Source organism: Paraburkholderia sp. D1E (genome assembly GCF_052682275.1).
On the sequence record NZ_JBQYMB010000001.1, the window covers coordinates 4,661,078 to 4,681,838 of the forward strand.

Here is a 20,761-nt window from a genome sequence, read left to right on the forward strand (position 1 = left end):
ACACATGTTGTTTATTCCATCGAGAAAGGCCTCGAAAGAACGCGCTGAGATGACCGGCACCGAGCCCTTGCGCATGGTTCGCGACGAGCAACTCGACCGGCTCGGCAGCGAAACATTCGACATCGTGATCGTGGGCGGCGGCGTAACCGGCGCCTACGCGGCACTCGACGCGAGCTTACGCGGCTATCGTGTGGCGCTACTGGAAAAGAGCGATTTCGCTTCGGGCACATCGTCGAAGTCGTCGAAGATGGTGCACGGCGGCCTGCGCTATATCGAGCAAGGCAATCTTGGGCTGGTGCGTCACTCGTTGCTCGAACGGCAGCGTCTGCGCAGAAACGCACGGCACCTGGTGCAACGCTTGCCATTCCTGTTCCCCGTCATGGAGAAAGACGGTGTATTCGACAAGCGCCTCGCCAAAGCCTTCGAAAGTCTGCTGTGGACCTATGACATTGCCGGCGGCTGGCGTGAAGGCATCCTGCATCAGAAGCTGAGCAAGGCGGAAGTGCTGTCGCACTGCCCCACCTTCAACGAAGAGAATCTCACCGGCGGCTTCATGTATTTCGATGCGCGTGTCGACGATGCACGCCTCACATTGAATCTCGCGCGCACGGCGGCGTTTCATGGCGCGGCCGTCGTCAATCACGCGAAGGTCGTCGAGATCACACGCGACGGGCACGGCAGTGTCGACGGCGTGATCGTGCATGCGGACGAGCGCGAGATTCGCGTGCGCGGCGGCGTGGTGGTGATGGCCACCGGCGTCTGGTTGCGCGACTGGAACGGCCGCAGGAAAGACGACCCGGCTGCCTTGCAAATCCGTCCCGCGAAAGGCGTCCACGTTGCGATTCCGTGGCTGAAGATTCGCAACGACTGCACGGTGACGATTCCTGTGCCGGGCCGCAGCCGCCGCGCGACGATCACGCGCTGGGGCAACGTGTCCTATCTCGGCACCACCGACGAAGACTATCGCGGCGATCTCGACGACATCTGTTGCACGCGCCAGGAACTCGACTTCCTGATCGAAGGCGCGCGCTCCGCCTTGAAGACCGATCTGCAAGCCGAAGACGTGGTGGGCAGCATCGCCGGTTGCCGGCCGCTGGTTGGGCCGCCTGGCGGAAAAACGCTGGAAATGAAGCGCAATCACGAGATTCATACCGCGCCGGATGGGCTCGTCACGATCGTGGGCGGAAAGCTCACGACCTCGCGGCACATGGCCGAACAGACCATCGACGCCGCCCAGAAGGTAATCGGCAAACGCGCGAAATGCCGTACGAAGTCGGCGTATCTGCTCGGTGCGGCGGGCTACGACTCGCAAGCGATCGTCGCGTCGGGTGGCTTGTCCGCTCAATTAGGAGAACGCTACGGCACGGAAGCGCGTTTCGTCACCGACATTCTCGAAAGCGATGCGAGCTTGCTGAAGCCGATCGTCGAAGGCCTGCCGTACACCGAAGCGGAAGTGCTTTACGCCATCAGACACGAACTCGCGAGCAACGTGGATGACGTGCTGTCGCGCCGCATCCGCGCACGCCTGATGGCACGAGATGCATCGGCACGCGCCGCCGCGCGGGTGGGTGAAATTTTACAGACGGAGCTCGGCTTGTCCGAGGCGATCGTCGCAAAGCAGGTGAGCGACTACGTCGCCGCCGTCGAACATGAAAAGTCTGTTCTTATGGGAGAAACCGAATGATCAGCAAGGAAGCAATCAAGCGTGGCTATAACCGCGGCAACTATATCGTCGGCGCGCATACTCCGCCGGCTTACGCCGCCACGATCAAGGACACGACCGGTGAGGCCGGTCTGCAACGCGATCCGGTCAAGGTTAGCGCGCAACATGTCGACGCGCTGCGCGCCGTAGCCGACGAAGTCCTGACGCTCGCGCCCGATGTCGTCGCATGGACGCGCGACTGGTGGGCCGCCTCGATGGTGACCGAAACCGCCGGCAAGCCGGCCACGCCGCACGCCGTGATCGTGCGCGTCTCGAAGGTCGAGCAGATTCAAGCGGTCATGCGTATCGCCCACGCAGCAGCGATTCCCGTGACCGTATCCGCGGGACGCAGCAATGTGACCGGCGCGGCACTGCCCGTGCGCGGCGGCATCGTGCTGGATGTGTGTGAGCTGAACCGCCTGGTGGGCTTCGATAAGGAAAGCCAGATCGTCGAAGTCGAAGCCGGCATGTTCGGCGACATCTTCGAAGAGACGATCCAGCGGGACTACGGTATGACGATGGGTCACTGGCCCTCTTCGTATGCGATCAGCACGGTCGGCGGTTGGGTGGCATGCCGCGGCGCGGGTCAGCTCTCGACGCGCTACGGCAAGATCGAAGACATGGTGTTCGGCATGGACGTGGTGCTCGCCGACGGCAGCCTGATCAGCGTGGGCGGCTATTCGCGCGCCGCCATCGGCCCCGATCTGCAGCAGCTTTTCATCGGTTCGGAAGGCACGCTCGGCGTGATCGTGCGTGTGCGTCTGAAGCTGCATCGTCTGCCGGATTACGGCCGTGCGATCGCGTATGGCTTCAAGACCTTCGCGATCGGCCTGGAAGCCTGCCGCCAGATCATGCAACAAGGTGCGAATCCGGCGGCCTTGCGTCTCTACGATGAACTCGAAAGCGGCGTGCAATTCGGCCTGCCGGAATCGAACGTGCTGCTGATCGCCGACGAAGGTCCACGCGAAATGGTCGAGGCCGTGCTGACGATTAGCGAGCGCGTGTGCAAGGAACTCGGCGAGCAGCTGGACGATAAGGTGATCTTCGAGAAGTGGCTCGACACGCGTTACCTCACCGGCAAGAGTGCGGAAGGTTTTAAACGCAGCCCAGGCTTTGTCGCCGATACGCTGGAAATGGTCGGCCCCTGGAAAGATCTGCCGGGCATCTACACCGACGTGGTGGCCGCAATCAACGCTGTGCCCGGCACGCTGGCCGGTTCCGCGCACCAGTCGCATGCGTATGCGGATGGCGCGTGTCTGTATTTCTCGTTGCGCGGCGAAGTCGAGGTCGAGCATCGCGCGACGTGGTATCGCGCGGCATGGGATGCCGCCAACGCCGTGCTCATCAAATACAATGCAGCGTTGAGCCACCATCACGGCGTCGGCCTGTTGCGCGCGCCGTATATGAGCGAATCGCTCGGTAGCGCATTCCCGGTTCTGCAGGCAGTCAAGCGCACGCTCGACCCGAAGAACATTCTCAATCCCGGCAAGCTTGGCCTGACTGACGAGCAAGCTCAAGACGCGAAGCAGTAATCACATGGATAAGTCACTTGGGGCGCGCCTCACGCGCCACCCGGTCATTGCGACGCTCTTCGGCGTCGAGCAGATCGACATCTTTCTGAAAAGCGCCGCTGAAATCTCGATCGTCGCGAATGTCGAATTGCGCAAACTGCACCCGGTGGTCGCGGCCCTGACGAAAGCCGGCAAGTATGTCATCGTCAATATCGACAGCTGCGATGGGCTTTCGCAGGACAAAGGCGGCGTAGAGTATCTGGCGGACATCGGCGTCACCAGCCTCGTCTCGACCCGGGTGGCCACGATCCAGCGCGGCAATCGGGCCGGTCTTGTCACGATGCAGAAAGTGTTCGTGACGGACCGCTCGACCTGGCCGCGCAGCGTGAAGGCACTGGAGCAAAGCGATCCGAATCTGGTACAACTGATGCCTGCGCCGATGCTCTCGCATCTGTCCGCGCAAGACCGCAAGGCTTTGCCGCCGATCGTCGCCTCGGGCTTCGTCTGCAATAAGGGCGACGTATTCGATGCGCTGAAGAACGGCGCCGTCGCGGTATCCACCAGCGACAGCGAATTGTGGAATCAGGATCCTGAACGTTGAAGGTCCCATCTTGTTGGAGTCATCGATGGCTAACGCTTATCTGCAGGTAATCGCGCATTATTTCGCCAAACCCGGAAACGGCGACGCGATTGTGAAGCCCCTCACGGAACTCGCGGTGGCGACCCGCGCTGAACCCAGGAATCTCTACTACGAATTCTTCCGTTCGCCGGTCGATCCCGATCACTTCGTGATTCTGGAAAAGTACAGCGACGCCGATGGCCTTGCGGCGCATCGCGATACGCCGCACTTCCAACGCCTCGGCTTCGGCACCATCATTCCTCTTCTCGACCGGCGCGAAGTCTCGAGCCACATGGTGTCTGGGGACGCAGCATGATGAACGCATTCCGGTTTCAAACCGTGCCGACCATGGTCGTCGAATTCGGCGCGGCGCGCCGTCTCGGCGCTTTGTTGCGCGCGCAGTTTCCGTCGCTCACACGCCTGTGCGTGGTGACCGACGGTTTTCTTCACAAGAGTGGGCTGCTGAATCCCGCGCTCGCCGATCTCGCGGCGCACGGCTGGACTGCCACCGTCATCGACGACGTGATCGCCGATCCGCCCGAGGCATCGTCGCTCGAAGCGACGTCGTGGGCACGCGAGGCCGGCGCCGAGATTGTGCTGGGACTCGGCGGCGGTTCGTCGATGGACGTGGCGAAGCTGATCGCCGTGCTCGCTCCGCAACGGGAGCAGGCACTCACCGAGATGTACGGCGTGAACAAGGTCACGGTGTCGCGCTTGCCGCTCGTGCAGATGCCCACCACCGCGGGCACCGGCTCCGAAGTCACGGCCGTGTCGATCGTGACGGTGGGCGAGGCGAAAAAGATGGGCGTGGTCGCGCCGCAACTGGTCGCCGATCTGGCGATTCTCGACGCGGAACTCACGCTCGGGCTGCCTACTGCCGCAACGGCGGCAACCGGCGTCGACGCAATGGTTCATGCGATCGAGGCGTACACCTCCGCGCATCTGAAAAATCCGGTGTCCGACATGCTGGCGGTGAAGGCGCTCGAACTCCTGTCGCGCAATCTGTTGCCCGCGTGCGAGAACGGCCAGAACCGCACGGCGCGCGAAGCGATGCTGCTCGGCGCAGCATTCGCCGGCCAGGCGTTCGCCAATTCGCCGGTGGCCGCAGTGCACGCGCTCGCCTATCCGATCGGCGGCATTTATCACGTCCCGCATGGTCTTTCGAATGCGCTCGTGCTGCCGCACGTGCTGCGATTCAATGCTGAGGCGGCGGCGCATCTGTACGCTGAGCTCGCCGAGGTGATCGTGCCGGGCATCGCAGGCAGCGCCGAAAGCAAAACGCTGGCGTTGATCGAGCGGCTCGAACAGATGATTGCCACGACTGCCATTCCGGCCCGGTTGCGCGATGTCGGCATCGAACGCAGCGGGCTCGAACGGATGGCGAGCGACGCGATGTTACAAATGCGGCTTCTGGTGAATAACCCCCGGCCCGTTACTGAGGCCGACGCGTTGGCGATCTATACCGCTGCGTTTTAATCAGCGTGAGGCATCAGTAAGTGCGGGGGGCGCTGCGGTGTTTCGCGGCGGCTCCGCGCCGTTACAGCCAAGCGGCGCGTTACGTAACACGCGCGCGGAACATGGCGTGGCCGTTTTAGGCGAAATCGTGTTTTTGACGCCATAAGTTCTCTATTTTTAAATTTTTTTAAACACATATGCGTTGAAACGTCGAGACGACGCTATAACTCGTATTTGGCGCACAACTTGCAACGTTGCCCCCATCAATAGTCGTTCAACGGGGACATCATGCAAAATTTCGCTGGTCGGACAGCCATCGCTGTAGCGACGTCTACATTACTCGCGCTTTACGGTTGCGGATCCAGTCTCAACACCCCCGGTAGCGGACTTGGTGGGGGCGGACTCAGTGGGACTTCCGGGACTTCCGGGGCCATAGGCACTTCTGGCACGTCGGGTACTTCCGGCGGTAGTTCGGGTACTTCCGGTACGTCGGGCGGTAGCTCGGGTACGTCAGGTACTTCGGGCGGTAGCTCGGGTACGTCTGGTACCTCGGGCACTTCCGGTACGTCTGGTACCTCGGGCACTTCCGGTACGTCTGGTACCTCGGGCACTTCCGGTACGTCTGGTACCTCGGGCACTTCCGGTACGTCTGGTACTTCCGGTACGTCTGGTACCTCGGGCACTTCCGGTACGTCAGGTACTTCCGGTACTTCGGGTACTTCGGGTACTTCGGGCACGTCGGGCACGTCGGGTACGTCGGGTACGTCGGGTACGTCGGGCACTTCGGGTACTTCGGGTACTTCGGGTACTTCGGGTACTTCGGGTACTTCGGGTACTTCGGGTACTTCGGGCACTTCGGGCACTTCGGGCACTTCGGGCACTTCGGGCACTTCGGGCACTTCGGGCACTTCGGGCACTTCGGGCACTTCGGGCACTTCGGGCACTTCGGGCACTTCGGGCACTTCGGGCACTTCGGGCACTTCGGGTACTTCGGGTACTTCGGGTACTTCGGGTACTTCGGGCACGTCAGGTACGTCGGGTACGTCGGGCACTTCCGGTACGTCGGGCACTTCCGGTACTTCGGGCACTTCCGGTACGTCAGGCACCTCAGGCACCTCAGGCACCTCCTCCACCCCGATCGGCAACGTCGTCACTCAGGGTGGCAACCTCATCACAGCCGTCGGCACGACAGTCGCCGATACGGGCTCGAAGATCACCGGCACGTCGGTGCCGGGCCTCAACGGCGCAACGACGGCCGATCTCGGCACCGCGATCACCGACCTCGGCAATGGCGTCAAAGTCCTCGGCAACGGCACCGCCGCTGGCCTGGGCACCCTGGGCAGCTCGACCAATCCGCTTGGACCGACCCTGACCTCCACGTCGGGCGTCGTCTCCGATGCCGGCGCCGCCGTCAAGGCGGTCGGCGGTGTGGTGTCGAGCCTCGGCAGCGGACCGCTCGCACCGCTCGCTCCTGTGACGACGACTTTGGGCAGTGTCGTCGGTGGCGTGGGCAGTGGCGTCGTCGCCGTGGGCTCGGGATTGAACAAGGTCCTCACCAGCGGGCCGGTCCAGCAACTCGAGACGCAACTCAGCACGGCGATCAACCCGATCACCACCACCGTCTCGAACACGACGCAAACCATCGGCAACGCCACGGGTCTGGGTGGGCCGCTCAACAGCCTGCTCAGCACGATTGGCAACGGACTCGACGCGGCCGGCCTGAAAGTATCGGGCGCGACCGGCGATCAGGTGGGCAAAGACGTCGGCGGAGTGGTCAGTCAGTTGGGCAAGACCGTGACCAGCACCGGTGGACTGTTCACTGGCGCGACCACCAATCCGCTCGGTCCGATCACGGGCCTGCTCGGCGGCCTCGGCGGCACGGGCACCGGTCCCATCTCCATTCCGCCGCTGACCGGACTGCTCGGCAATCTCGGATCGCTCGGCGGCACAGGCAGCAGCGGCAACCCGCTCGCACCGATCACCGGACTGCTCGGCAACCTCGGTTCGCTCGGTGGCACGAGCGGCAGCAGCGGTAACCCGCTCGCGCCGATCACCGGACTGCTCGGCAACCTGGGTTCACTCGGCGGCACGGGCGGCAGCAGCGGCAACCCGCTCGCGCCCATCACCGGACTGCTCGGCAACCTGGGTTCGCTCGGTGGCACCTCCGGCGCCGGCGGTCCGCTTGCACCGGTCACCGGTCTCGTCAACACGCTGACTTCGACACTGGGCGGCGCAGCGGGCCAAGGCTCATCACCGCTCGCACCGATCACGGGTCTCCTCACCACGGTGACCTCGACTGTCGGCGGCGGCACCGGCAAGACCTCGCCGCTCGCGCCGGTCACGGGCCTCGTGACGGGTCTGACCGGCGGTACGGCCAGCGGCGGTTCAACCGGCACGAGTCTGCTGACGCCAGTGACGAATCTTCTCGGCGGCCTGCTTGGCGGGGTTGCCCCCAGCAAATAAGGCGGGCGAATCAGCAGTACTTCGGCACAGCGGCCGGGCCAAAAAAATCAACAGCCCGGCCGCCTTCAATGTCATGAATACGAGGATGACATGAACTCCACCTTCGATACCGTAGCGCACGTACAAGATATGCGTCCGCGTTCGGCAACACCATTTTCGGTCGGCCTGCTCGGCATCACCGCCGGTCTTGTCACGCTCTGGCTGCTGCGCAACAGCACCGCGCTGGACGGCGCGGCCCGCAGCACCGCGGCCAGTCTCGCGATCATCGCGACCATCGCCGTCTACGAACTATTCGTCGCGCGCGTCTATTTGCGCCCGAGCGCCGGTCTTGCCGGCAGCGCGGTGCGACCACTGAGCACCGCGCGCGTCGGTTTGCGCCTCGCCGCACTGGCCTCCGTGTATGCCGGCATCGGTCTGCTCTACTGGTTGTTGCCCGAGTATCACGGAGCGTTCTACAACCCCTTCTGGTCGCTGATCAACACACTCGCGCCCTATGTGATCGTCGCGGCGCCGTTCTACTTTATGTGGATGGACCGGCATCAGCGCGAAGTCGACGACGCATACCTGCTGTGGGCACGTTTGCTGTTTCGCGGCGAGCGTCCCGCGAATTGGCGACCCGTGCGGGAAATGCTGGCCGGCTGGATGGTGAAGGCGTTCTTCCTTCCGCTGATGATCGTTTATCTCTCGACCAATGCGGATCATCTCACTGCCTCACTGAACAGCGCGCTGGACGTACCCTTTTCTCTCGCGACATTCAGGTTCATGTACGACCTGTCGTTCGCGATGGATCTGATGTTCGGCACGGTCGGCTACCTGTGCACGCTGCGCATACTCGACAGTCACGTGCGCAGCGCCGAGCCGACCACGCTCGGCTGGCTGGTCGCACTGATCTGTTATCAGCCGTTCTGGTCGTTGATCTCGAACCAGTACATTCATTACGAAGGCTCGATGTTCTGGGACAACTGGCTCACTTCATTCCCAGTTATCAGAGTGATCTGGGGCACCGTGATCGTTGCGTTGCTGGTGTGCTACGCGCTCTCGACAATCTCGTTCGGCCTGCGGTTTTCGAACCTGACCAATCGCGGCATCATCACCTCGGGTCCCTACCGTTTCACCAAACACCCCGCCTACATCGCGAAGAATCTGTCGTACTGGATGATCGCGGTACCGTTCATCGAACCATTGGGCTGGCGGCCAGCGGTCACGCACTGCGCCGCACTCCTGGCCGTGAACCTGCTGTATTTCCTGCGCGCCAAAACCGAGGAACGGCATCTGATGAACGATCCCGACTATCGGGCCTACGCAGAATGGATCGCAAGGAATGGGCTATTCGCCAGAATCGCACGCGCGTTTCAATAAGGCGTTTATACGCCAATACAATTTAAATTGTATTTTGCAGCGCACCATTCATCGACAGGCGTAATCACTGCGATTGGATTTTTCCGACCACCGGTAATCAGTTGCCGGTGAAAGCAGACAATTGCTTCGGTGGCGTAAAGGCATAATTTTCGGCGAGCAGGGGATGCTCGCCTCAACGGCATGGCGCACAAGACGTTACGTAACGTCTTGTGCCTTCGTCACGGCTCGCTGCGTAGCGTGAGGACGTTGGCCAAGCCAGCCTTCGGGCGTGAGAACACGAAGCCTTGCACCAGTGCTTCCGGCCATGAGCGCAGCCATTGCAACTGTGCTTTGGTCTCGACACCGTTCACCACGACCTGTACGTCAAGCGCATGGAGCAGATCCAGCAACGCCGACATCACCACGCAGGCACGAGGATCACGCGGAACCGTGGCCATCAGTTCCGGCGCCATCGTGACGGTGTCCACATCGAGCGCGCCGAGTTGTGCGAGCGAGGACGCGCCGTTACCCCACTTGCCCAGTGAAATGCCAGCGCCCGCAGACCGGAGGCCCGCAGTCAAGGTCCGCAGAGACAGGAGACGGGTCGCGTCAACGCTTTCGGGCACTTCGATTTCAAGCAGGTTGGCCGGCACGCCATACGAGCGCGCAATGCGTGTCAGATCGTCGGCAAACGACTCGAGCACCGCAACCTGTGCCGGCACGGTAATCGCGACCGGCAGCAGCGTTATCTTCGCAGAGAGACAGTCGCGCAGTTCGCGGCACACGCCGTCGATGACGAACAAGGCCATCTCCAGCGCGACCTGCGGATGCTCGAGTGGCATCATGAAAATGCCGGGAAGCAACAGCCCGTAGTCAGGATGCGTCCATCGGACCTGCGCTTCGAGGCGCGCCAGCGCTCCGCTTGCCGCGCGGTAGGCAGCTTGAAACACGAGATGAAATTCGCCCGCGCGCAGACCTTCGCTGACGCGGCTGTCGAGTTCGCTCAGTGCCATAGGATCGTCGCGCAAGTCGACCCAATCAGTCTGTTCAGCGCACGCGGCACGCGTGCCGAACGTAGTTGCGAGCGATACGGGCTTTTCATATTCGAGCGTTAGCATGACGTAGGCGCAAATTTTTAACCTGGCTAACGTATGCACATGTCGTGCCAAGCGGCGCGTTCTTTACGCAACGTAACGGCGACCATGACCGAGCAACCCTATCGGGCAATGGTTTACGGCGATACAGATCAAATCTGTCGAAGCGCAATTTCTATCGTCATACGATTGTATGAATCGCGAATGTTACGTAGCGTTTCACCTCGACGTTACGGTGCACCGCGCAGCGAGTTGATTACCACACGTCATTCCCTGCGCACTGGTAAACTGTGACATGCATTGCGAATAAGATCGCTATACAACAAACGGCGAATTAAGGTGTCGCACTGCAACAATAAAATTTGACCGAGAAAAAAAGATTTACTAGTATCGGCACGAACGCAGCATGCAACGACTGCGCATTTCCCACACAGTCATTCAAGGCGGCCGATGCTTCAGATTCCTCTCACCGACACCGACTGGGCTCGCGTCCAGAGTCTCTTTCCTGTGGTCTCGTCAGGCCGCGGGCGACCCCGTCGCAGCGATCGCGAGATCCTCAACGCGATACTCTGGGTGATGCAAACGAAAGAAAAATGGCACAGGCTGCCGGCAACTTTTCCGCCGCAACAGACTTGCTATCTTCGATATATGGCATGGAAAAGAACGGGCGTTCTCGACCAGGTGAATGAGCGCCTGCCTCTGTGCGATCCCGAGCTTTCAACCTGCTGACTCAGCAACAATCACTGCTTCGCATACCACATCGATTCAGAAACGGCCCACTCTCTGCCGGATCGCTTCTGTGATCGCTCGCGCCTGACGTGTCAGACCTTGCCGCTCATCCGATCCATCACCGCCAGTAGATCGGCGAGCGACTGCTTGCATTGCGCCGCATTCGGCGTGCTGGCGCGCAACGCGCTCAGCGAGCGGTCGATCGCTTTGTCGACGGTGTGCCAGTCCGCTGCGGCACGAGGCTTCAAAGAAGGCTCGGCGTCGTCCCAGGCGAGTTCCAGATCTTTGACGCGCGCCTTACCACCCGTAAGGTCGCCCTTGTCGACCAATGCCGCGGTATCGGCGGCGATCTTGCGGAACGGCGACAGGTCGCCGAGCTTCGACGCCTTGACAGGTTCCGCCGCCTCCGCCGATGGAAAACCTGGCCTGCCCGCCTCGCGATGCCCGAAGCTGATAGCGGAAATAGCGATGAAGGAAGCGATGACAGCTTTGCTGAGGGTGCGTTGAGTCATGATTGTTCTCTTCTCTTTGATCCGATATGCGATTGAAAAAGACTGCGTGTACGACTGCTCGAATGAGGCGCACTCAAGGTTCGCGCGCCGTGACAGTACGCGGGGACCGCTGCTCGACCGCGCTCGCGAAAATGACCAGCACGACGATTGCACTGAGGAATAGCACGCTCGTATTGATCGTACCGAGACCGATACCGCCGTATGCACGCGACTGTGAAAGCAGATCGCCAAACGAGGCGCCCAACGGCCGCGTCAGAATGTAGGCAAGCCAGAAAGTGAGCACCGGATTCACGCCAACGTAATAGACAGCGCTCACCAAAGCGATCAGCGCGCCGAATGCCACGACGCCGATCATGAAACCGAGCCCCAACGCTTCAGTCGCGAGATCTCCGGCCGCAGTACCCAGCGCGAATGTGAACAACACAGTCGCCCAGTAGAAAAGCTCCCGTCGCGTCGTGTAGATAGTGTGTATCGACAGCGTGCGCTCGCTGTGATACCAGAGCGCGAACACCACGGCCAGCGCGAGGGCGAACACAATCGTGCTGACATAAAGACTGATGCCGAGCTTGTCGGTCAGTGCGTCGGTAATCTGCGTGCCGACTACACTGACCAGTACCACCGTCAGCCAGTAGATCCATGGCACGTACTTGCGCATGCGAAGTTGCACGGCCAATGCTGCAATCAGTAAGGCGAGCATCATCGCGCCGGTGAGCGCGGTGCCTAGCCCCACGTGCACGGCCAGATAGTCCGCGCCGGTTTCGCCAACCGTTGTCGCCATGATCTTGATCGCCCAGAAGACAAGTGTTGCCTCGGGCACTTTGCTGCGCATCTCAGCAACACGATAAGTCGAGGTCTCTAGCAAGCGGGTTCTCCCATGAACAGGCATTTAATTCGACGTGGCGAGCAGGTGTGCTCGCGCTCGCGCTAACTCAATGCGCCGAATATGCAACGGGAAACCTTATGAATACCTTACGGAGATACCGATAGGCAGAACGCCGTACACACCTTTTTCTATCGGGAGATCGGATGGCGATTCAGACAGACGATCGGCCGATGCATCGCACAAGCACCGGCATCAGCCGCCTTGCCGCCGCCCGCGATGAGATCACGCTGGCGAGGCCCAAAAAAATGCCGTGTGCATACACGATGCACACGGCGTTATGACCACAGGCTTTCAGCAGCGCCTCAACTTAACCGTGCGCCACCTCCCCAGCCTTCAAATCAATGCTTAGAAACGCGTGCGAATACCCGTCGTCAACTCCAACTGGTTCTTCGCGCCGTACGTCGTCGCCACGACATAGCCGTGGTGCAGCTTCATGTAGTCGCCGGCCACATAAAGCTCGGTGCGCTTGGACAGGTGATAGAACATCGAGGCGTACAAGGTCTCCTTGTAGCCGCTGCCAGTGCCCGTATCCGGATCGAAGCTCAGGTTGGCATTGGCAATGCTGCCGTTAGTGTCGAATGCGGCGTTCGTCGTGTGCATCTGCTGATAGCCGATTTCGTAGTCGAGCGGGCCCTTCGGCGCCAGCTTGAACGACACGGTCCACGCATTGTCACGGCGTTGGCCCAACGCCCCCTGATCGCCGGTGTAGTGGAAATAGCCGGCATTCACGCGGAAGATGCTGTACGTGTAATTGCCGCCCACCGAGTAGGCCTTATTGGTGAAGCCGTTATTGTTGACGTGGTTGTAGAACGACGACAGGTTAAACGGACCGCCGTTGTAACCGAGGGCGGCCGTATATGTGGCGTTGTTGCCGAAGCTCGTCTTGTTGCCGAACGCATAACCCGCCGACGCGAAAATGCCGTTATTCCACAGCTTCTTCCAGACGAGCCCGTTCTCGTAACGGGTGCCGGTTGCGCTGCCCGCGTAAAAAATAAGCTGCTTGAAGTTGTTGGTGTTGGTCCAGCCGCCTTCTTCGGTGGTCAGCTTCGCGCTGGTGTACGGGTCGCCGTAGATCGCAGCCGCATCTCGCGCAACCGTGTTCTGGAAACCGGCGGTGAACTTGCCAAAGGTGTCGCTCTCCACGCCCACCCATGCATCGCGGTCGAATATCTGGCCCGGGTCTTCCATGGCGCCGTCGCTCACGCGGTACTCGGCTTCCAACTTGAAAATCGCCTTCAGGCCGCCACCCAGGTCTTCCGCACCCTTCATACCGAAACGGCTGCCACTGAACCACGGCTCGCCGTTGATACCCATTGAAACCACATGCTTGCCATCAGCATTCGCGTTGGTCTGATAAGACACCGCGCTCAGATCAATCAAGCCATAAAGCTGTACGTTCGACTGCGCGTGAGCGCTTCCCATCGCCAATGCGCCGGTGCTCGCCACCAGCAACAAGCTGCTTTTTTTTACCATCGTCCCCTCCGATCCTGCTGCGTTGAAATGATCTGATATCCACTTGAGTAGCAGAACAAAGGATAGTCAGACCAACCCTTCACGCCTCTTTCGCGGAAGTGCAGGAAACGTCGGTGAAAACACTAAACACAACGGTGTTGACAATGGTCGGGCGAGCGATTCAAAACTGCGCCACGGCGCTATAACGCCTCGGCAAACGCTTCGTGCGATACCTCTTCGCGCAGGATGTAGCCGAGCCCGCGCAGGGTCATGATCTTCGCGCTGGAGCATGCAAGGTGCTTGCGCAGGCGGTGAATGTAGATGTCGATGGCATCGGCGCTGGGTTCGTCGTCGAGCGTAAAGACCTTGTCCATCAGCGTGGACTTCGAGACCGTCTTACCTTGCTTCAGCATCAATGTTTCGAGGATCGCGTGTTCGCGCCGCCGTAACGGCAAGGGTTCGTTTTGTAGTACGAATTCGCGGGAATCGAACAGATAGCGCAAATCGCCGCAGTCGATCGACTGGCCTTTGTCGCCAGCCGCCTGGCGGCGGATCAGCGCCTTGATGCGCGCCACCAGTTCACGTGCGTCGAAGGGTTTGACGACATAATCGTCCGCACCGGCCGAGAAGCAGGCCACTTTGTCGTCGGTCGAGCCATTGGCCGTGAGCATCAGCACGGGCACGTTGTCGCGTTTGCGCCGCAGACGCGCCAGCACGTCCTTGCCGCCAATGCCCGGCAGCCGCAGATCGAGCAGCACCGCGTCGTAGCACTGCATGCCGAGCAGCGTCTCCGCCCGCTCGCCGTCCTGCGCCCAGTCAATCACGAAATTCTCGACCTGCATCAGGTTCATCACCCAGCGCGCGAGGTCAGCGTCGTCTTCAACCAGCAGCAGTTTCATCGGTTTCCCCTGAAGTGGCAGCGTCTCAAACCGCTGCCGACCATAGTCGCATCTCGACAGTGACGACCAGACCAACACCACCCTCCCCCGGCTCGAGCGTAACCGTGCCGCCTTGCCGGTAAGCGATCTCGCGCACGATCGGCAAACCGAGGCCGGTTCCGTCGGCGTGACTCGACGCGCGATAGAAACGCTCGAACACGCGCGCCCTTGCCTCGACTCTGATACCCGGCCCATTGTCGATCACCCGCACGATCGCCCGGTCATTGTCACGCCGCGTGTGCACGGTGACGCGGCCGCCGGGTTGCGTATAGCGCAGCGCGTTGTCGACAAGATTGGTCACGAGCGCCGCGGTCAATGCCTCGTCTCCGGTCACATACAGACCGTCTTCCAGTTCTGCGCCCAGATCGATTTCACGGGACTGCGCGAATGCGATCAACTCCTCCAGCACACTCGCGATCAACGCGCTCAGATCGACCCGTTCACGCGCATTGGATAGCGCAGCGGACTCGGCCTGCGCGAGCAGCAATAGCTTGTTGGTCAAGGTGGTCAGCTTGCGGCTGCTTTTATGCATGCCGGCCAGCGCTTCGGTGAGCGGCACGTCCCGATTCTCACGTTGCCGCGCAAACTGGATCTGCGCAACCAGCAGCGCGAGCGGCGTGCGCAACTGATGCGCGGCATCGGAGATGAATTGCCGCTGGGTCGCGGCCTGTTGCCCCATTCGCGCGATGCACTGGTTGATCGCTTCGACGATCGGCCGCAATTCGACATGCAAACGCGCCACGCGTATCGGTTCGAGTTGCGATGCGTTGCGATCGGCGACGTCGTCTTTCACCTTCATCAACGGCCGCAATTCGAAGGTCAGCCCGAGATAGACGAACACCATGGCGAGCACGAGCGTCAGCACCTCGCCGAACAGTTGCGGACGCAACAGGCGCCACACCATGGCATCGCGCGAGCCTTCCGTTTTCGCGACGACCACGACGACTTCTTCGGTGCGGCCCGAGTCGTATAGCTGCCGCACATAAGCGGCCGCACGCACCGCGCGGCCGTCGTCGAGATGGGTGGCGTAAAGCATCGGGACGTCGCCCGCGCCGCGCGGCACCGGCAACTCGAGATTACCGGCCAGCAGGCGGTGGCCGCTCGCTTCGACGCGATAGTACACATTGTCCTGTTCCGGCGACTCGAACAGTTCGAGTGCCGCCGGCGGAATCTGGATCGACACGTTGCCGTTGTCCCAGTCGATGTCCTCGCCAATGATGCGCATTGACGATAGCAACGCGTTGTCCTGAACCAGGTCGGCTGTGGTCTGCGCGTTGCGATACGAAATCATGCCGGAAATGGAAACGAACGCCGCCAGTGGCAGCAAAAGCCACCACAGCAAGCGTCCGCGCAAACTGCCTGAAAACACGATTCGTCGCTCCTCTTTTCCGGAAGCCGGCGCACCTCGCCTCAAGATGCGCCAGCATTCATCTTAAGGCTTCACCTCGTTGACAAACTGATTGGTGAAAGTACGCGACAGATCGATGTGCCGGTCCTTCACCGAAGGATTGAAACCCGCGAGCACTTTCAGCACCGTTTCCGGACCGTCGGCGGGCATCTTGCCGTCGGCCGTGTACATGGGCAGTGAAGCCTTCAATGCGCTGACATAGAGCGCCTTGTCGCTGCCGAGATAGTCTTTCGGCATTTGCGCGGCGATTTCTTCGGCGCTGTGCGTATGCATGTATTGCAGCGTTTTCACGAAGGCGCGCGCGAGTTTGGCCGCTTCCTGCGGGTGCGTATCGAGCCACGCGCTTTGCACGTACAGGCTCGATGCCGGGTAGGTACCGCCGAGCGCGGCGCGCGTGCCTTCCAGCGTGCGCATATCGATCAGCACCTTGGCGTCGCCGGTCTTCAGCAACTGCGAGACGGTCGGCTCGGTAGTCATGCCCGCGTCGATGCGGCTCTGCTTGATGGCCGCGATAAAGCTGTTGTCCGCGCCGACTGGCAGCACCGTGTACTGCGAGCTCGGCACACCCTTGAGATTCGCCAGGTACTGCGTCAGAAAATTGGTCGAAGAGCCGAGCCCGGTCACACCAAGCGTTTTGCCCTTCACGTCGGCCATGCTTTTGATCGTATCGGCCTGCTTCGACGCCACCATCTCCACTTCGCCGGGCACCTGGCCGAATACCACGATCGCCTTCACTTCCTTGCCCTTGGCCTGCAGGTCGATCGAATGATCGTAGAAACCCACCACCGCCTGCACGCTGCCAGCAAGCAGTTCGTTCTCCGCATCGACACCCGCCGGTTGCGACAGGAGTTCGACGTCGAGGCCTTCGGCCTTGAAGTAGCCGAGCTGTTCAGTCAGACGGGCGGGCAAATAGATGAGCTTGGTAATCCCGCCCACCATGATGACGACTTTCTCCGGCGCTGCGGCCTGCGCGGGCGCCGTCGATTGGGCGATCAGAAAAAGTGAAAGCGAAGCCGCGGCAACGGCGCGGACGGCGCGCGAAAGGCGCGTCAAAGCAGGGTTCATTGTGGATGTCTCCGTTATATTCCGCGTACGCGGTAGGCGTTTGATGGATCGCCTGCCAAAAATTCTAGGGGCGCGAATCCTTCCCGAAGCTTTCGCCACGCGTTTCTAGTACCGATCGAGGGTTTGTCCCGACTACCTTTGAAGCCGCCGATTCAAAGCGGCTGGATTAATCGGATTGAATTCCTTCCGCCGCCGCGCGCGGAAACGAGACGCTCACGTGCACGCCTTTGCCGGCCTCGCCCGGTTTGAGCGTGATCTCTCCATGATGCGCGTCCGCGATTTCGCGCACGATGGCGAGGCCCAGCCCCGTTCCTTCCGTGTCTGCCGATGCCCGGAAAAACGGTTCGAACACGCGGCTGCGCGACTCGGCCGGAATCCCGGGGCCGTCGTCCAGCACCGACACGGCGACCCGATCGGCGTCCGCGCTGACCGCGACCGTGACGTGGCCGCCACTGCCGGTATAGCGGATCGCGTTCTCCGCGAGGTTCGAGATCAACGCCTGAAGCAGGCCGCGATGCCCTGCCACCCGCGCGTGACCGTTCAGCTCCGCGCCGAGATCGATGTCCCGGGCCTGCGCGAGCAGCGCCAGATCTTCCACCACTTCCATAGCCAGCGGCACCAGATCCACCGTTTCCACCGCCAGTTGCGTGGTGTCGGCGGCCTCGGCCTGCGCGAGCAACAGCAGCTTGTTAGTAAGTCCGACCATCGAACGGTTGCTGCGGTGCATCGCGGCAAGCGCTTCGTCGAGCGCGGGATTCAGGCCGTCCTGCTGGCGCGCGAACTGCAATTGCGTGCCGAGCAGCGTGAGCGGCGTGCGCAACTGGTGCGCGGCGTCGGCGATAAAGCGCCGTTGCGCGGCCACCTGCACGCCGAGGCGCGCGATACATTGATTGATCGCTTCGACGATGGGCCGTAGCTCGGTATGCAGGCGCTCGACGCGAATCGGCTCGAGCTGCATGGGGTCGCGGTCGGCGACGTCTTCCTTCACTTTCATCAGCGGCCGCAATTCGAAAGTGAGTCCGATGCAGACCAGCGCGACGGCCAGCACGATCATCTCGATCTGCCGCACGAGTTGCGGCTGCCACAGTTGTTGCGCCATTGCGTCGCGCGAGCGCACCGTCTTGCCCACTGTGACTCGCACGCGGCGCGTCGCGCCGTTGTCGTACATCAGACGCACGAGGCCGACCGCGCGCACGGGCTGGCCGTGGAGTTCGGTGTCGTAGTGATCGGCCGTGTCGGACGCGGACGGTGCGCGCTGCGGAAAATCCGGTGTGCCCGCCAGCAGGCGGCCATCGTCGACCCGCACGCTGTAAAACACCTGGTCGCGATACGGCGACACGAACACTTCAAGCGCCGCAGGCGGCACATCCACGCGCAGAAAACCGTCCACCCATTCCACTTCGCCGGCGATCATCCGTGCCGACGAGATGAGTTGATTGTCCTGCACCAGATCCGCCGTGCGCCGCGCATTGTCGTACTCCGCCTTACCGGTGACGAACACGTACAACGCGAGTGGCACCAGCAGCCACCACAGCAGGCGCATGCGCAGGCTATTGGTCATCTTCTTTCTTGCGCAGCAGGTAACCCAGCCCACGCAACGTGACGATCGCGGCCGAACTGCTGTCGAGCTTCTTGCGCAGCCGCGAAATGTAGATTTCGACTGCGTCCTCGCTCGGTTCGTCCGAGAGCGTGAAAATCGCGTCGACTAGCGCGGGTTTCGTCACTGTCTTGCCCAAACGCAGAATCAGCGTTTCGAGCACCGAGCGCTCGCGTGGCGTGACGTTCAGCGGCGCGCCCTTCAGCGTGAACTGGCGCGTGTCGATGTCGAACGCGAGATCGCCGCACAGCACCTCGCTCGATTGCGACGGCGACTGACGCCGGATCGCGACCTTGATCCGCGCAATCAGCTCACGCACTTCAAAAGGTTTGACCAGGTAGTCGTCCGCACCGGCGCCGAGCAGTTCCACTTTTTCGTCGATCGAACCGCTCGCCGTGAGGATCAGCACCGGGGTGGCGTCGCCGCGCTGACGCAAACGGCGCAGCACGTTCTTGCCCGACAGCTTCGGCAGATTCAGGTCGAGCAGGATCACGTCATAGTGATTGGTGCGCAGCAGGCGGTCGGCGGCGTCGCCGTCCTGCACCGCGTCGAGCGCGAATGCCTCCTGCTCCAGCATCTTCGCGAGCCAGTGCGCCAGCGTGGGGTTGTCTTCGATGAGCAGCAGCTTCATGGCGGGGACGGCGAATTGGACGGCAAACGATGGGCAAAATGAGCGGCAAAAGTCAGGACGCCGATTGTGCCGTAAAACAAGGGCTTTGCGCGCGTTCGGCGCGGTTTGCGCAACACGTCGGGACGTTTGCCGCAGGGTTGTGCCCGGGTTGCGCCAAAGTTTCGGGTTAACACCCATGATTTGCGGACAGCCCCGAAAGCTGCCAGAAGGTTTCCAATTTCTATAATCGCCGTCATTCACCCAGAAAGCGCCGCATCCGTACATAGCGGCGACCAAACCAAAGGAGACTGCTTCATGCGTACCTTGCGCCAGATTGCCGCTGTGTCAGGTGTTGCGTTCACCCTTGCCGCCGCTTCAGCCGCGGCTCACGCCGAGAAACTGACGATCATGGTCGGCGGCGCCACCAAAATCATCTATCTGCCGGCCAGGCTCACGGAACAGCTCGGCTACTTCAAGGACGAAGGCCTCGACGTCGAAATCCTCTCGCAACCGGCTGGCGTGGACGCGGAAAACGAACTGCTCGCGGGCGCGGTGCAAGGCGTGGTGGGCTTCTACGATCACACCATCGATCTGCAGAGCAAGGGCAAGGAAGTCCAGGCGCTGGTGATTTTCGGCCAGGTGCCGGGTGAAGTGGAAATGGTCTCCACCAAGGCTGCCGATACGTTCAAGAGCATGGCCGACTCGAAGGGCAAGACGCTCGGCGTGACCGGTCTCGGCTCGTCGACCAGCTTCCTCACGCAATACCTCGCGCAACGCGCGGGCGTGCCGTCGACGCAATACACGCTGCTACCGGTCGGCGCGGACAACAGCTTTATCGCCGCCATCAAGCAGAACCGCATTGACGCGGGTATGACCACCGAGCCGACCGTCTCGCAGTTGCTGAAGACCGGCGACGCCAAGGTGCTGGTCGATATGCGCACGCTGGAAGGCACGCGCGCCGCGCTCGGCGGCACGTATCCGGCTTCGAGCTTCTACGTACAGCGCGCATGGGCGGAGTCGCACAAGGACGACGCCACGAAACTCGCGCACGCGTTCGCAAAGACGCTGAACTTCATCGCGACACATAGCGCGGAAGAGATCGCCGCGAAGATGCCGAAGGACTACTACGGCAACAACAAGGACCTGTACGTCGGCGCGCTGAAGGCATCGCTGCCGATGTTCACGAAGGACGGCAAGATGCCCGCCGACGGTCCGGACACCGTCCTGAAGGTGCTGTCGGCGTTCAATCCTTCGGTGAAGGGTAAGCATATCGACCTCGCCAAGACCTACTCCAACGACTACGTGTCGGCAACGGTCAAGACCGCGGCGAAGTAACGCCGTCGACATAGCGCCCGATCAACATCCAAGAGAACTGCGAGGCACCA

Annotated in this window: 18 protein-coding genes; 9 read left to right on the top strand and 9 right to left on the bottom strand. The window is 61.5% G+C overall.

Features of this window, described 5'->3' with window-relative positions:
• The first annotated feature begins 4 nt into the window (after nt 1-4).
• The 7 genes from ACUN0E_RS20775 (at nt 5) to ACUN0E_RS20805 (ending at nt 9,109) form a co-directional block, all read left to right on the top strand.
• Complete coding sequence (locus ACUN0E_RS20775; RefSeq protein WP_445567839.1) at nt 5-1,684, top strand: FAD-dependent oxidoreductase; 1,680 nt, start codon at nt 5-7, stop codon at nt 1,682-1,684.
• On the top strand, nt 1,681-3,234 hold the full coding sequence (locus ACUN0E_RS20780; protein ID WP_445567840.1) for an FAD-binding oxidoreductase: 1,554 nt from the start codon (nt 1,681-1,683) through the stop codon (nt 3,232-3,234). The genes ACUN0E_RS20775 and ACUN0E_RS20780 overlap by 4 nt, the downstream gene beginning before the upstream one ends.
• 4 nt (nt 3,235-3,238) lie before the next feature.
• A complete protein-coding gene (locus tag ACUN0E_RS20785; RefSeq protein ID WP_445567841.1) occupies nt 3,239-3,814 on the top strand; it encodes a glycerol-3-phosphate responsive antiterminator in 576 nt (191 codons plus the stop codon).
• A gap of 25 nt (nt 3,815-3,839) precedes the next feature.
• A complete protein-coding gene (locus ACUN0E_RS20790; protein WP_445567842.1) occupies nt 3,840-4,148 on the top strand; it encodes a putative quinol monooxygenase in 309 nt (102 codons plus the stop codon).
• Nucleotides 4,148-5,308 (top strand): iron-containing alcohol dehydrogenase, encoded by a 1,161-nt coding sequence (locus tag ACUN0E_RS20795; RefSeq protein WP_445570493.1) that lies wholly within the window; start codon nt 4,148-4,150, stop codon nt 5,306-5,308. The genes ACUN0E_RS20790 and ACUN0E_RS20795 overlap by 1 nt, the downstream gene beginning before the upstream one ends.
• A 411-nt stretch (nt 5,309-5,719) precedes the next feature.
• Nucleotides 5,720-7,750, top strand: coding sequence for a collagen-like triple helix repeat-containing protein (locus ACUN0E_RS20800; RefSeq protein ID WP_445570494.1), 2,031 nt, complete (start codon nt 5,720-5,722; stop codon nt 7,748-7,750).
• 90 nt (nt 7,751-7,840) lie between these two features.
• Entirely contained in the window at nt 7,841-9,109 is a 1,269-nt protein-coding gene (locus ACUN0E_RS20805) for an isoprenylcysteine carboxylmethyltransferase family protein (protein ID WP_445567843.1), read from the top strand.
• Between the two features lie 218 nt (nt 9,110-9,327).
• On the opposite strand, the gene ACUN0E_RS20810 is transcribed toward ACUN0E_RS20805, so the two are convergent.
• The gene (locus ACUN0E_RS20810) at nt 9,328-10,206 is read right to left on the bottom strand and encodes an EAL domain-containing protein (RefSeq protein ID WP_445567844.1); all 879 of its coding nucleotides are present in this window, start codon (nt 10,204-10,206) and stop codon (nt 9,328-9,330) included.
• Between the two features lie 426 nt (nt 10,207-10,632).
• Between ACUN0E_RS20810 and ACUN0E_RS20815 the strand changes: the two genes are divergently transcribed.
• A complete protein-coding gene (locus tag ACUN0E_RS20815) occupies nt 10,633-10,911 on the top strand; it encodes a transposase (protein ID WP_408233146.1) in 279 nt (92 codons plus the stop codon).
• 92 nt (nt 10,912-11,003) lie between these two features.
• Here the strand turns inward: ACUN0E_RS20815 and ACUN0E_RS20820 are convergent, their stop codons facing one another.
• The 8 genes from ACUN0E_RS20820 to ACUN0E_RS20855 all read right to left on the bottom strand — a co-directional run bounded on the left by ACUN0E_RS20820 (nt 11,004) and on the right by ACUN0E_RS20855 (nt 19,397).
• Nucleotides 11,004-11,423 (bottom strand): histidine kinase, encoded by a 420-nt coding sequence (locus tag ACUN0E_RS20820; RefSeq protein ID WP_445567845.1) that lies wholly within the window; start codon nt 11,421-11,423, stop codon nt 11,004-11,006.
• Nucleotides 11,424-11,496: 73 nt separating this feature from the next.
• Nucleotides 11,497-12,252, bottom strand: a complete 756-nt coding sequence (locus tag ACUN0E_RS20825; RefSeq protein ID WP_445570495.1) for a COG4705 family protein — start codon at nt 12,250-12,252, stop codon at nt 11,497-11,499.
• 399 nt (nt 12,253-12,651) lie between these two features.
• Nucleotides 12,652-13,779 carry a porin gene (locus ACUN0E_RS20830; protein WP_408233152.1) on the bottom strand — a complete coding sequence of 376 codons (1,128 nt, stop codon included), beginning with the start codon at nt 13,777-13,779 and terminating at the stop codon, nt 12,652-12,654.
• A 179-nt stretch (nt 13,780-13,958) separates the two neighbouring features.
• A complete protein-coding gene (locus ACUN0E_RS20835; RefSeq protein WP_445567846.1) occupies nt 13,959-14,657 on the bottom strand; it encodes a response regulator in 699 nt (232 codons plus the stop codon).
• Nucleotides 14,658-14,682: 25 nt separating this feature from the next.
• On the bottom strand, nt 14,683-16,065 hold the full coding sequence (locus tag ACUN0E_RS20840) for a sensor histidine kinase (protein ID WP_445567847.1): 1,383 nt from the start codon (nt 16,063-16,065) through the stop codon (nt 14,683-14,685).
• A gap of 63 nt (nt 16,066-16,128) precedes the next feature.
• Nucleotides 16,129-17,169 carry an ABC transporter substrate-binding protein gene (locus ACUN0E_RS20845; RefSeq protein ID WP_445567848.1) on the bottom strand — a complete coding sequence of 347 codons (1,041 nt, stop codon included), beginning with the start codon at nt 17,167-17,169 and terminating at the stop codon, nt 16,129-16,131.
• 166 nt (nt 17,170-17,335) lie between these two features.
• Nucleotides 17,336-18,730 (bottom strand): sensor histidine kinase, encoded by a 1,395-nt coding sequence (locus ACUN0E_RS20850; protein WP_445567849.1) that lies wholly within the window; start codon nt 18,728-18,730, stop codon nt 17,336-17,338.
• A complete protein-coding gene (locus ACUN0E_RS20855) occupies nt 18,720-19,397 on the bottom strand; it encodes a response regulator (protein WP_445567850.1) in 678 nt (225 codons plus the stop codon). The genes ACUN0E_RS20850 and ACUN0E_RS20855 overlap by 11 nt, the downstream gene beginning before the upstream one ends.
• 294 nt (nt 19,398-19,691) lie before the next feature.
• On the opposite strand from ACUN0E_RS20855, the gene ACUN0E_RS20860 reads away from it, so the two are divergent.
• Nucleotides 19,692-20,711, top strand: a complete 1,020-nt coding sequence (locus ACUN0E_RS20860) for an ABC transporter substrate-binding protein (protein ID WP_408339298.1) — start codon at nt 19,692-19,694, stop codon at nt 20,709-20,711.
• The last annotated feature ends 50 nt before the right edge of the window (nt 20,712-20,761 follow it).